Annotated in this window: 9 protein-coding genes; 7 read left to right on the top strand and 2 right to left on the bottom strand. The window is 38.3% G+C overall.

Annotated features, from left to right (window positions below):
• Nucleotides 1–546: 546 nt before the first annotated feature.
• Both VIO64_RS04255 and VIO64_RS04260 read right to left on the bottom strand, forming a co-directional pair.
• Nucleotides 547–3,537 carry a dockerin type I domain-containing protein gene (locus tag VIO64_RS04255; protein WP_331915498.1) on the bottom strand — a complete coding sequence of 997 codons (2,991 nt, stop codon included), beginning with the start codon at nt 3,535–3,537 and terminating at the stop codon, nt 547–549.
• Nucleotides 3,538–3,590: 53 nt separating this feature from the next.
• Nucleotides 3,591–4,778, bottom strand: a complete 1,188-nt coding sequence (locus VIO64_RS04260) for a dockerin type I domain-containing protein (RefSeq protein ID WP_331915500.1) — start codon at nt 4,776–4,778, stop codon at nt 3,591–3,593.
• A 471-nt stretch (nt 4,779–5,249) separates the two neighbouring features.
• On the opposite strand from VIO64_RS04260, the gene VIO64_RS04265 reads away from it, so the two are divergent.
• The 7 genes from VIO64_RS04265 to VIO64_RS04295 all read left to right on the top strand — a co-directional run bounded on the left by VIO64_RS04265 (nt 5,250) and on the right by VIO64_RS04295 (nt 13,781).
• A complete protein-coding gene (locus tag VIO64_RS04265) occupies nt 5,250–6,377 on the top strand; it encodes a Rid family hydrolase (RefSeq protein ID WP_331915502.1) in 1,128 nt (375 codons plus the stop codon).
• A 200-nt stretch (nt 6,378–6,577) separates the two neighbouring features.
• Entirely contained in the window at nt 6,578–7,612 is a 1,035-nt protein-coding gene (locus VIO64_RS04270) for an ABC transporter substrate-binding protein (protein WP_331915504.1), read from the top strand.
• A gap of 119 nt (nt 7,613–7,731) precedes the next feature.
• Nucleotides 7,732–9,240: a sugar ABC transporter ATP-binding protein gene (locus VIO64_RS04275; RefSeq protein WP_331915506.1), complete on the top strand. Its 1,509-nt coding sequence runs from the start codon at nt 7,732–7,734 to the stop codon at nt 9,238–9,240.
• Between the two features lie 4 nt (nt 9,241–9,244).
• The gene (locus tag VIO64_RS04280; RefSeq protein ID WP_331915508.1) at nt 9,245–10,291 is read left to right on the top strand and encodes an ABC transporter permease; all 1,047 of its coding nucleotides are present in this window, start codon (nt 9,245–9,247) and stop codon (nt 10,289–10,291) included.
• Nucleotides 10,272–11,264 (top strand): galactofuranose ABC transporter, permease protein YjfF, encoded by a 993-nt coding sequence (gene yjfF / locus VIO64_RS04285; RefSeq protein ID WP_331915510.1) that lies wholly within the window; start codon nt 10,272–10,274, stop codon nt 11,262–11,264. The genes VIO64_RS04280 and yjfF overlap by 20 nt, the downstream gene beginning before the upstream one ends.
• Nucleotides 11,261–12,262, top strand: coding sequence for an ABC transporter substrate-binding protein (locus tag VIO64_RS04290; protein WP_331915512.1), 1,002 nt, complete (start codon nt 11,261–11,263; stop codon nt 12,260–12,262). The genes yjfF and VIO64_RS04290 overlap by 4 nt, the downstream gene beginning before the upstream one ends.
• Nucleotides 12,237–13,781 carry a sensor histidine kinase gene (locus tag VIO64_RS04295; protein WP_331915514.1) on the top strand — a complete coding sequence of 515 codons (1,545 nt, stop codon included), beginning with the start codon at nt 12,237–12,239 and terminating at the stop codon, nt 13,779–13,781. The genes VIO64_RS04290 and VIO64_RS04295 overlap by 26 nt, the downstream gene beginning before the upstream one ends.
• Nucleotides 13,782–13,786 lie beyond the last annotated feature (5 nt).

Raw genomic sequence — 13,786 nt, forward strand, 5'->3', positions numbered from 1 at the left:
TTTTACAGCTATCCAATCTTGCACATCTTTCACCTCTTTTATCCCTCCACATGTATTGATCATATGGATAGGATACATTTGTATTCTCAAGGGGTCAATTTTACTTGTAAATCGGGGGTCAGTTTTAATTATAAATCAACAGTAAAATTGGGTTCTTCCGCAATTTTGGATACTAATGGGTTCAAATTTACTATATCAACTTTCCATTCATTTCCTTTCTAAGAATAATTATAGATTTCCGAATGCAGGTCGAAACACACAACCAAAAAAATTGTAGTAAAACGATAAAACCACAAAAATCATAATGGCTATTTCCAGTTAAGTTATTAAAAAAGCTTCTTAAATAACTGGTATAAAGTATTTCCGATTTTCTTTTGTATAACAGCTATATAGCCTCTTATTTAGTGAATCATGGGATTTTACTTCCCATTCTTTAGAAAAACTTACGAGGCTGTGTAAGCGTCAATTACATCATCACATAGTATAACAAGTACAAAACTGATATAATCACGCATGATTAGGTTGAAAAACGCTTACATATATTTGCTATATAATAGTATTAAACTTCGCTGCTATTATTATTATATCTGCCATGTTAATTGCCCCGTCTATATTCAAGTCATATGCATCAACATATATGGCGTCTCCTTTAGTGGAATTAAATACTTTTGCTAAAATTATCACATCTGCCATGTTTATAACACCATCATGGTTTACATCAATATCAAATATAGTTGTTTGTGTTGCAGTAGGTATTGATGTTGGTGTTGGTATCAGTGTTGTAGTGGAGTTTGACTTCCACACATTTGAAACAGTCGCTACAGCATCCACAACCAAGGTTCCACTTAAGACTTTTAACTGAACGGTATGTTCACTATAATTAAGCCCATGAAGTGTAAAAGTTTGGTAAAAACTTCCTGACTCCATTGTATTGGCTGAAGTATTTACAACCTTTCCGTCTACTATCACTTCCAGTTTCGCTGAACCATCGTTAGGACCCAGAATATCTAATCCGGTGCCATTGAATGTATACTTAAGTGTAGCACCGGTTCCTTTACTGGTGGATAGGGAACGTTGGTAATTGTACATAGATTTACCATTTTCATGCATCCACGAACCGCTGTAGACGAGCTTAGAAGCAGGAACATATGATAAGTCGAACATCTCAAGATTGTCAAGAATTTCTGAATAGTAAGGCTCATAACCGTCAATTGCTTCCACCTTCAAATTATCAAAACGGGTATGATAATAACCGCTGGCTAAATCTACACGACCTGATAATCTCTGTTTTGAATCTGTATAGTTGCAAAGTGTAACGCCATCCAGGTATGCAGTTACTTTGTTTTCCACAACCTTAATGGCAATATTGTGCCATGTATTATAAGAAGCCACAAAACCATTAATTTTCACACCTCCGGTACCACTCACTACATTACCGTTTGCTACGGAATTGCCGTCGACAAGGAACGACCATCCGCCGTCAAACCAGAATTTCAGGATATATGGCGTACCGTTTATGTAGTGGGAGTTTTGGCCGCCTTGCTGACGTACTCCGATAGCAGCATAATTGCTGCCGCCCTCCACATTGTTGTGCTCGAATGAAACGTCGATGCTGGCCTTGTAGTTCATCCATCGGTTATCTCCAATAGATGTGAGAGGGTTTCCGTTATTCCATGTGCCACCAAGCCCCATAATAGATTGATCCACCTGCTGACGTAGTACATAGTTACCTGATCCGTCAGGAAGATATGCTTCAAATGCACCATTGCGATCGCTGGTATAACGTGGAATCACACTTTTTGAGCCTCCTCTGGAATCTATAAAGCTTTGGGTTCCGGTGATTTGGCCGCCTGTTCCGATTACGGGTACCGTTTTGCCGGAATAGTCAAAATTGTCGGTATATATGATATTATCCTTGGTATTCTGTCCAGAACCGGTTGCATCAGTATCGAGCACAGTGCGTGTCCCTTCTACAGGCAATAGCTTGGTATACTCTGCTGATCCGTTATTTACCAAAGTTGTAACAGTCATAACCGAATAGGGTTTTACTGTTATGTTATAAACACCGTTGGCATCAGCAGATACATTACCAAGATATTTTATATAGTTGCTATTAAAGGCTTTTCCAGCGTCAGAGGCTCGGGTCTCCCACATTTCCAAAGAAGGATATCCGGTATAACCCATATTGGTTGTGGTAATGTGGTAAGTTTGAGTATACTCGCTGTCGTTCATGAAAATGGTTGAAAAGTTTTTCTTGTCCGGAGCTGCGAGAGTTATGTAACTGGGTGCTCCGTTGCGGCCATTTATGGGGTTTATGCCTGTGGCTCCTGTGCTGCTGGATTGAGGTACCGCCCTCCAGATTCCAGTGGTATTGGCCTGGTTTTCCCAGCCGGTCTTTGCAAACCAACTAAAATGGCGAAGAATATTAAGACCTGCGTCATAATGAATCCAGCCGGACCATGGATCACGTGCACTGACAAGTTCCTTGAAGGAATACTGTCCGCCTTCGTAGAATGAACCGATGGCTGGCTGGTAGATAAAATGTGTCCGACGTGAATTGACAAATCCCTTGATAATGGTGTTGCCCATTTCAAGCGGACCGTTTATGCCACCTATACCAGTGCCTGCAACTGAAGGATCCCTCATGTTGTTGTTGGGACGGAAGGCCGTATTGCTAAAGGTAGCCTGGGCTTCACTATTCCAAATCTCTTTATCAAATTGGTCTGCCAGCTTTTTAAAATTACCCGCACTGTCGTCATCGGTGTTGTAATGGTATCCTGCAACTGCCACAGCATCTCGAAGGGTGGTATCGCTTACCATGCTGCCGCCGAAAGAGCCTAACCCAGCTTCATCTGAAATCACAACTTTTATGCTGTTATAAAGGGATTTCTCGGTTGAATCATTGAAACCCGTGCTGTCAGTTCTGACACGATCGGCGTATTGTTTGGTCCATGTCAGATTCGCTACTTGCTCGTTAACTCCGGGATTTACATAATTGACCATATAGCCATATTGCCGATAAGCCGTTAGAATGGTGCTTTTATACCATGTATATATCTTATCATTGGTGTTTGCCCAGCCAGGAGCATTCCAACGCAGAATGCTAATTTTAAGATTGGGGTTAACCTTTTTTGCATCGGCTGCAAGCTGAAAGCCAGGATGCCGCTTGACATTAGCATTTTCATTTTCCCAACGCATAGTGGCTGGATCCGGGCCTGTAGAGTTATTGCGGTCGTTGCCCATCTCGATTTTCACATGTGTCATGATAGGACGTGTACCACCAAACAGAATCTGCAGCAACTCAGCATATTTCTCAGGATGCTCCGACTTATAATCCATCAACAGCTCACTGGAGCTGTTGCCGCTCAGAACACCAAAACCTTTGAACGTAAGGCCGTTGACATTAGTGGTTTTAATGTTGTTACCATCCAGCGTAATGATGGTATCTGCAGCTATAACTGTATTTAATGGTGTAATTGAAAATAGAGTCATAACCATGGTGATAAGTAGAAAAACTGATAAAACCTTTTTTCTCATATTAATATCCTATTCCTTTCTATTAAGGCTCAAAACATATGAATCAAGGATAACTACAGTATTGTATTAAATTTAGCTGCAATAATTATTATATCGGTCATATTTATCGCACCATCATTATTTAAGTCATAGGCTTCAATATATCCGGTATTGCCTTTTATCGTATTAAATGCTTTTGCTACCAATATAACATCTGACATGTTGATAACCCCGTTATGATCCAAATCAATACTTTTTTCAGAAGTTGGCTTTGAAGTAGGCGATAATGTTGGTGTTGATGTATGCGTTGGTGCTGGAGTAACTGTTGGAGGCGTTGTAGGAGAAATTCTGCAACGGTCAAAAAAGTTAAAAACGTCTGGTAGCACCAAAGATACCATTCCAGGATGGTCTGCATTAACTTCCTTATATTCATTTCTATAACCTTTATTGGTCATCCATGTATCTAATAACCTGCTTGCATTTAACGATGGTGCTTGTGTTCCTTCAGTTATAAAGATTGGCATATTGCGTATATTATCCCACGGATATCCTGTCTCCTGTACAAATGGTCCAGACATAGGAGCTATAGCTGCCCAGTATTTAGAGTATTTACCTCCGATATACCATGTGCCTCCGCTTCCCATTGAATGTCCAGTAAGAAATACCGAACTGGTGTCGATAGGATATTCATTTAGGACAATTTCCAGTACGTTGATTACGTCCATTTCACTGAGCTCATTTGTACGTTCGCTGGCTGTCGTAACTTGAGCCATGAGTGCAGCCGCTTCAACCGGTTTGCCGAATGGAGCAGAAAGCCTTAAAAAGTTTCCATATGCACCGGTATGCCCCATCGGTGAGACCAGGATATATCCGTGCTGCATGGCAAGATTGACCATCTGCTTGTTGTTCTGATCCAAATATGAACTTTCGTCATTTCCTGCACCATGAAGGAACATAACCAGCGGGAGCTTTGAATTGCCATCCCAGTTTGTCGGAACACAAAGTCGGTAGCGTTCTGTAGTATTGGCTTCCGAAAAGAAGTAAGTCCTATGCTGATCACCTTTTGCCCGCCATTGTGAGGAACTTGGATTAGCAATAGACTTTGCAAGAGTCTGTGATATTCTCATCTGAGCTTCAGCATTAAGGGTTGTACCAAAAGAAATTGAACGCTCAGATGCAGCCTGAATAAATACAGTAGTGAGCATCACTGACAATGTCAATATTAATAGCAGAGCTAATAAAGAATATAATACTTTTTTCACAATTATAATACCCCCTAAAATATATGATAGGAAATACACTCGTTTTCTCTAAGCTACGTTAAAAACGAAACTCCAAAAAAGAATTTTATAGCATTTCATAATAAGTTATTCGTTAAAAATGTTTTTTTGAGTTAGATATTTGAAAAGTAGAATGCTATAACATTACAAATTCCTAACTAAAAAGTAAGTTTGATTCCGAAGTAATCTAATCAGAAACTGATGGAATTCCTGCAGTTGCAGCATGGTCTCGTTGGCAATAGCTGGAGAAACACAACTAAGAGTACGTTTATTGGTACAGATGCAGTCTTTAATACTGGAATCTGGCAAAGTAAGAGCTATAATTTTATTTTTACAATTCCGTACTTAAATGGAAGACTACTTCGAATTACTCTAGTAGATAAATTGGAATGTATACCCAAGATTTTGTAAGATATTGAGAGAACTTTTAAGATTTTAGAGGGAGGCATCTATATGATATCAGAATTTAATTCGAGTAATTGTACTGAATATTTTTTAACATTGGAATTACCTGATAGGAATTATATGTTCAATGAAATAGTGGAAATTATATTCGGAAGGTATAATGAGATTTGCAAAAAAAATGGCCTTGATAAAAATTTTTTGATTTATATTAGAATATATCTAAGCGATATATATAATCAGGCAAGTTATGTAAAAGAATACTTGCATAATAACTATAATTCAGTGTTTTATATATTGGTAGGGCAAGCACCTGCTTCAGGTGCTAAAATAGCTCTTGAATCATATTTCTGTAAGCCGCTAAATGAAGTTGAAATAGAAAAGAATGTAGAAGATAATTTAGTGTCATTTAAACATGGAGCATATTTAACAAAGTGGGGGAATATTACACCTGGCCTAATAGGAGATTCATATATACAGACTGATGATTTATTTAATAAGCTTACATCTCAAGTTAATGATCTAGGTGGGAATATCAAAGATAACGTTTTACGCACATGGATTTATGTACGTGATATAGACAATAATTATAGTGGCATGGCTAAGTGCAGAAATAAATGGTTTGAAAGTGAAGATATGACAAAAGATACTCACTATATTGCTTCAACGGGGATTGAGGGTAAAAGTGTTCTGCCATCCACACTAGTACAATTAAGTTATATTTCCTCAATCGGACTAAATAATGAACAAGTAGTTTTTATGAGTGCTCCTGATTATATGAACCCTACACATGAGTATGGTGTTACTTTTGAGCGTGGAACGAAGGTTGTCTATGGTGACAGAACCCACTATTATATTTCCGGTACAGCAAGTATAGATAATAAGGGCAATGTACTATTTCCAACTGATGTTATCAAACAAATAGAAAGGGCTTTTATAAATATTGAGGCACTGCTATTAAAATATTCAGCAGGCCTAAATGATATGAAAATTATGATAATTTATTTAAGGGATTACTCGGATTATCAAATTGTTCAAAATTATATCACAGAACGTTTTAAAGATACAATCCCTTATGTTATTCTTAATGCTTCAGTTTGCAGGCCTCTTTGGCTAGTAGAAATTGAATGTGTTGCCATAAATAATAAAGGGAATGAAAAATTCAAAATTTTTTTATAGAAGTATTCCTGGTAGTAAAACTTTCCAAAAAAAACGTAATAAATTCATAAAATTTTGCCCATATGTCCATAAAAGGAATTCATTTGACTAAATTTTTAAACAAGTACCAAAAGAAAGTCCATTTTATAAAATTTTCTATCTCCCTATAATAAATATATCAGATAAATATATCAGAAAAAAATGCTTAAAGGGGGATTAAAATGAAATTTTCTAAAATCATTAGCTTAGGTGTTTGTGCATTGTTGACCTTTTCGTTGGTAGCTTGTGGAAGTTCTACAGATAGTTCCACCACAAGTCCATCTGGTTCTACTGGGGAATCTGACGGTAAAAAAACATCAAAACAAGTGGTAGTTGGTTTTGCTCAGATAGGTGCTGAAAGTGAATGGCGTACAGCTAACTCCAAGTCAATTAAAGAGGCATGTGAAGGAGCCGGATTTAAGCTTCAATTCTCAGATGCCCAGCAAAAACAAGAGAATCAGATATCGGCCATAAGATCCTTTATTGCTCAAAAAGTTGATTATATTGCATTGGCACCTATTGTTGAAACCGGATGGGATACAATATTAAAGGAAATTGAAGATTCAAAAATTCCGCTTATACTGGTTGACAGATCAATTAAAACAGCTGATGGTAGTGACAAGTACTGGATTACACGTGTAGGGGAAGATTTTTACAAAGAAGGTAAACAACTTGCACAATGGGTAAAAGACAATCAAGAAAGGCTGGGTTTTAAAGATAAGGCAACTGTAAACGTGTACCAGTTGGAGGGAACAGTTGGATCCGGAGCCGCTGTTGATCGTGGATCTGCTTGGGTAGATACAATGAAAGATACAAAATTCAAGACTATAAAATCACAAACCGGTAATTTCACCCGTGCAAAAGGCCAAGAAGTTATGGAGTCCTGGCTAAAATCCGATAAGGGCAATATTGATCTTGTGTTTGCACATAATGACGACATGGCACTCGGTGCTATTTCAGCTATGGAAGCTGCTGGCCTGAAGCCTGGAGTAGATATTAAAATTGTTTCTATTGATGGTGTAAAAGGTGCATTTGAAGCTATGATTGCAGGCAAACTCAATGCTGTTCAAGAATGTTCACCACTTACAGGACCTGTACTTGTACAAACCATTCAAGACCTGGAGGCTGGAAAAGAAGTCCCGAAGCTTAAATATGCAGAAGAAAAGTTATTCCCGATGGAAGAAGCAAAAGCTGCTTTACCTAGCCGCCAGTATTAATTAAGGCATGACTAAAGGTACCTCCTATTAAATTGAAAAACCACTCCTTGGAAAGTGCTAAAGGCCACAGGAGTGGGTTTTCTTTAAGGTTGTGATTTTTTAGAGGGGAGAGGTGGAGAATGATTAAAGAAAGTCCAATTCTTGAAATGCAGAGGATTTATAAAACCTTTCCAGGTGTAAAGGCATTGCAAAATGTCGAGTTCCGGCTCCGAAAAGGTGAGATACATGCACTCATGGGAGAGAACGGAGCAGGGAAGTCTACGTTAATTAAAGTATTGACTGGCGTTGAGAAGCCGGACAGCGGAGATATAATTTTAGATGGCAGAAGGATATCTCCAAAGACACCGCTTGATGCACAGGCTGCAGGAATTAGTACTGTTTATCAGGAAGTGAATTTATGCCCAAACCTTTCGGTGGCTGAGAATATATTTATTGGCCGTGAACCAATGAAAATGGGCAGGATAGATTGGAAAACCATGAACAGGAGAGCAGAAGATGGATTAAAAAGGCTTAATGTCAGTATTGATGTGACAAAAACGCTGGACAATTATTCAGTGGCCATTCAACAAATGGTTGCTATCTCAAGAGCGTTGGATGTTTCGGCAAAGATACTGATACTGGATGAACCCACATCAAGTCTTGATAGAAATGAGGTTAAAAAGCTCTTTGAGGTTATGAATAAGCTGAAAGAAGAAGGACTGGGGATTATTTTTGTAACCCATTTTTTAGATCAGGTTTACGAAGTATCCGATCGCATTACCGTATTAAGAAACGGTGAACTGGTGGGAGAATATGAAACCAAAGATCTGCCTAGGCTTCAGTTGGTAGCCAGAATGATTGGAAAGGATTTTGATGACCTTTCTAATTTCAGCAAAAAAGACAAAAAACTTAAGTCAAAGAACGAAGTTACGTTCATAAGTACAAAAGGATTAGGCCGCTCCGGTACCATAAAACCCTTTGACCTGGAAATTAAAAAAGGTGAAGTCCTTGGCCTTGTCGGACTTTTAGGATCAGGGAGGACAGAGACAGCCAGACTCATTTTTGGAGTAGATAAAGCAGACAGTGGGCAGATGTATATTTACGACAAAAAAGTAAATTTGTCGTCTCCTTTGGATGCAATCAAATTTGGGATTGCATGCTGTCCTGAGAACAGAAAAACGGAAGGAATCATTGGCGATCTTTCAGTGAGAGAAAATATTATACTGGCATTGCAGGCAAAGAAAGGTATTTTTAAATATTTAAGCAGAAAAGAGCAGGAGGTGCTGGCAGATAAGTACATTAGGCTCCTTAATATCAAAACAGCCGGGCCTGAGCAGTTGATAAAAAACTTAAGTGGTGGTAATCAACAGAAGGTGATACTTGCAAGATGGCTGGCAACAGATCCGGAGCTTTTAATTCTGGATGAACCTACACGGGGTATTGATATAGGGACAAAGATGGAGATACAAAAGCTTATACTGGAATTGGCAGGAAAAGGCTTATCTGTATTATTCATCTCCTCCGACTTGGATGAAGAGCTTAGGACTTGCAGTAGAATGGCGGTGTATAGAGATAGATGCAAAGTAGCAGAAATCACAGGAGAAGATATCAATGAACACTATGTTATGCAGACGATAGCAGGGGGGTAAGTGAATGGGGGAAATACTTAAAAAAGTACATAATAATAGATTATTCTGGCCTTTAGTCGCACTTTCTTTAATCGTAATATTCAATATCATATTTGTAAATGACTTTCTAAAGATAGAATATAAGGATGGATATTTATTTGGAAGAATCATAGATATTTTAAACCGTGCCGCACCCCTTATGATCATGGCAATTGGGATGACTCTGGTTATTGCAACGGGTGGAACTGACCTTTCAGTGGGAACAGTGGCAGCTATTTCAGGTGCAGCTGTCTGTGTGGTGCTGGGCGGTAATTTTAACGGTGTTCCCAATTATCCCTTTGCAATAGCAATCATTGCTGCACTTATTGCTGCTACCATAGCCGGGGCATGGAATGGATTTTTAGTGGCAAGACTGGGTATACAGCCTGTAGTTGCTACCCTTATCCTATATGTTGCAGGTAGAGGAATTGCACAGATGATTACCGGTGGTCAGATTGTCACAGTGTATTATAAACCTTTTGCGTATCTGGGAGGATTTTTACCAGGCTTGCCTGTTCCATTTTCCATTGTTATTTTTGCAGCTGTACTGGTGCTTACCGTCATAGTTATCAAAAAAACTGCACTGGGACTCTTGATTGAGTCTATCGGGGTTAACTCTACAGGCAGTAGATTTTCAGGCATCAGTGTAGTAAAAATCAAGTTTTTAGTCTATGCATTCTGTGGTTTCTGTGCAGGCATATCGGGACTTATCATCAGCTCTATGATAAAAGCGGCAGATGGAAATAATGCAGGGGATGCCTATGAGCTTGATGCTATTCTTTCTGTTGCATTAGGCGGGAATTCCACAAGCGGAGGGAGATTTTCCATCGGAGCAAGTCTTATCGGAGCATTGATTGTACAGAGTATAACCACCACGTTATATGCATTGGGTGTATCCTCACAGGTGCTGCCGCTTATAAAGGCTATCGTTGTTATACTGATATGCCTTATACAGTCAGCAGAATTCCGCAATAAAATTCTGGGATTATTCGTTGGAGAAAGGAGTGGGCATAGTGAAAAAGCTGCAGTTTAATTCTAAATTTGTACCCATGTTGATAAATATCCTTTTGTTTGTGATGTTATTTAGTATCGGCTCTTTAAAGTATCCCTCCTTTTTTTCTTTGCAGGTATTTTTTAATCTTTTTATAGATAATTCTTACCTGATTGTTTTAGCTGTTGGTATGACATTTGTTCTCTTAATAGGTGGTATCGATATCTCAGTGGGGTCAATTTTATGTCTTGTTTGTATGGCATCCGCTTATTTGGTTGAGGTTTCAAAATTAAATCCATTTTTTGTAATGTTTTTAATGATTGTGCTTGGAGCCTTGTATGGATTGGTACAAGGGTGTCTTATACAGTTCTTTAAGATTCAGCCTTTTATTGTGACCCTTGCAGGATTGTTTTTTGGAAGAGGAGCTGCTGCATTTATCAGTATTGAAACCATCAATATTACAAATAAAGTTTATAATGATATATCGGATTATAAGATCTATATGGCGGGAGACAGCTTTATAAGAACTGGAGTTGTGATAGCCATTCTTACATTGGGAATAGCTATATTTATAGCTCATTATACCAAGTTTGGCAGGGCAGTTTATGCAGTTGGAGGAAATGAACAGTCAGCTCTCTTAATGGGACTTCCTGTAGCGAGGACTAAAGTTTTAGTATATACTATAAATGGAATTTGTGCAGCAATTGCCGGTATATTATTTACCTTCAACATCCATTCAGGATACTCTTTGCATGGTCAGGGCATGGAACTGGATGCAATTGCAGCAACCGTTATAGGCGGTACACTCTTAACGGGTGGAGTGGGATATGTTATTGGAGCGTTGTTTGGTACACTGACCCAGGGTGTTATAAAGAACCTTATCATGTTTGACGGTACGTTGAATTCATGGTGGACCAGAATTTCAGTAGCAGCACTGCTCTGTCTGTTCATTATTATACAACGAATACTCACTGTCAGAAGGGAGTCAAAAAAGGTTAAGGAGCTTTGCAGATGAGGAAAACTTTCTTGAAATTGGCTATGATTATAATTGCTATATTATTTTTGTTACCATCATGCTCACCCAAAAATAATAATATAGAACCGAATGATTCACGAAGTTCACAGGTAGAAAACAAAGTGGTCTTAGGGTTTTCCCAGGTGGGTGCTGAGAGTGACTGGCGCACCGCCAACTCAGAATCCATTCAATCTGCAGCCCAAGCCCAAGGCATAAAGTTGATATTTTCCAATGCACAACAAAAACAGGAAAATCAGATTAAGGCTATTCGCTCATTTATAGCCCAAAAGGTTGATATTATTGCTTTTTCACCTATCGTAGAAAGCGGTTGGGAAGACGTACTAAACGAAGCCAAAATTGCAGGTATACCTGTCATAGTTATGGATAGGGCAATTGATATACAGGATAAGACCTTATATGTTACCCACATCGGGTCCGATTTCGAGGAGGAAGGAAGAAAAGCCGGCAGATGGCTTTTGGAAAAGGTTAAGAATATTAAAGGGAGTTTCAATGTTGTTGAGCTTAGAGGCACATTTGGTTCATCACCGACAAACGGCAGGAGCAAAGGCTTTGAGGAAATCATAAAACCCAATACATTCATAAAAATGATTGGATGTAAGTATGGGGATTTTATGAAATCTAAAGGCAAAGAGATAATGGAAAACTTTTTAAAATCGGAAGGAAATCGCATTCATGTGGTATATTCACATAATGATGACATGGCATTGGGAGCAGTTGAAGCAATAGAAGAATACGGCCTAAAACCCGGGAAAGATATAATTATAATTTCCATAGATGCTGTAAAAGCAGCATTCGATGCTATGATAGAAGGAAAGATCAACTGCACCGTTGAATGTAATCCCCTTCAAGGGCCTGAATTGATGAAGGCTGTGAAAAGCATTATGAATGGGACACCTCTTCCCAAAAGGATTATTATAAATGAAGGAATTTTCCCTCAGGATGTGGCAAAAAGTGAACTTCCAAACCGAAAATACTGATGCTGCTGCAATAGGGAAGGAGGACAACTGTATGTATTTAAACAGGATAAAGCATTGGGCTAGAAAGAATAAGCTGCTTGACTTAATGATTGATATAAAGCTTTCGATGAGAAGTAAAATTATCATAGCTTTTATCATTGTCATCGTCATGATGAGCCTTTTGAATGTGGCCATATTATACAGTGCCCTAAAGTATGGAGAGCAGTATGATACCATTGTATCCAATATTACTACTGCCAATCGGTTAAATGGAATTGTTAAGAATCAGATTGATGCTGAAATGTGGGATATTGTGGCAGGGAAAATTAAATTTGAAAAGGGCAGGCAATATGAAATTATTAATAATATCAACAACAATATATACGGTATTATGCAAAATGTAAGAACACATGAGAATAGAGTGCGGCTGGATGTTACACTTCGTACCATGAGTACTTTGACAAAATACGTTGATTTAATGGGTAAGCAGATACGGGATAAAAAAACAGTAGAAGAGAATGAGAAAGTATTAGAAAATATAAGGGGTGTTTCATCCCTTGTAGAAGATAACATTCAGGAATTCATTCTGTATGAAATTTCTAGCAGTGAGACAATCAAAACCGAAATAGATCAAAATATTAAAAGATGGGTGTTTACCAATTTAATTGTGTTAGGTCTGGTGCTCCTGTTCTCCACAATTGCTGCATGGGTGATTTCAGGGAGCATATCAAAGCCAATTAGAGAATTATATAAAATGACAAAATCGGTAGCACAGGGAAATCTTGATGTGAGGGTTAAAAATAGGAGTGTTGACGAAATAGCCCATCTGGGGATGAGTTTTAATATCATGGTCCAAAAGATTAAAGAGTTGCTGGAAAAAAATAAAGCGGAACAGGAAAACCTTAAAAAAACAGAATTAAAAATGATGCAGGCACAAATAAACCCCCATTTTCTTTACAATACTCTGGACACAATCGTTTGGATGGCAGAAGCGAATAAAAGCAAGCAAGTTATTGAAATTGTCAGGGCATTATCCAGCTTTTTCAGAATAACCCTTAGCAAGGGAAAGGACTGGATTTCCATTCGTGATGAAATTGCTCATATCACAAGCTACCTGACAATCCAGAAAATCAGGTATAGGGATATATTGGATTTTAATGTTGAAGTAAGCGACGATATTCTTGACTATAAGATTTTAAAACTCACATTGCAGCCTTTGGTGGAAAATTCTTTATATCATGGAATCAAGAACAAAAGGGAAGGTGGAATCATCACCATCCGTGGTTATAAGGGAGAAGGGCATAAAATAATATTTGAGGTTATGGATAATGGTGCAGGTATGCCCGAGAGCCGCTATAAGGAGGTAGTAGCTGAATTGGAAAGTAACTCAAAAGAGCTGATTTTTAAAGAAAGCGGTTTTGGATTAAATAATGTGCATAAAAGAATAAAGCTGTACTATGGCGATGAATATGGTATTAGTATCAAAAGTGAACTAAATAAGGGGACCCGGTTATTATTTGCCATACCATTGGAGGTGTGAGTTTT

Source organism: Pseudobacteroides sp., assembly GCF_036567765.1.
GTDB lineage: Bacteria > Bacillota > Clostridia > Acetivibrionales > DSM-2933 > Pseudobacteroides.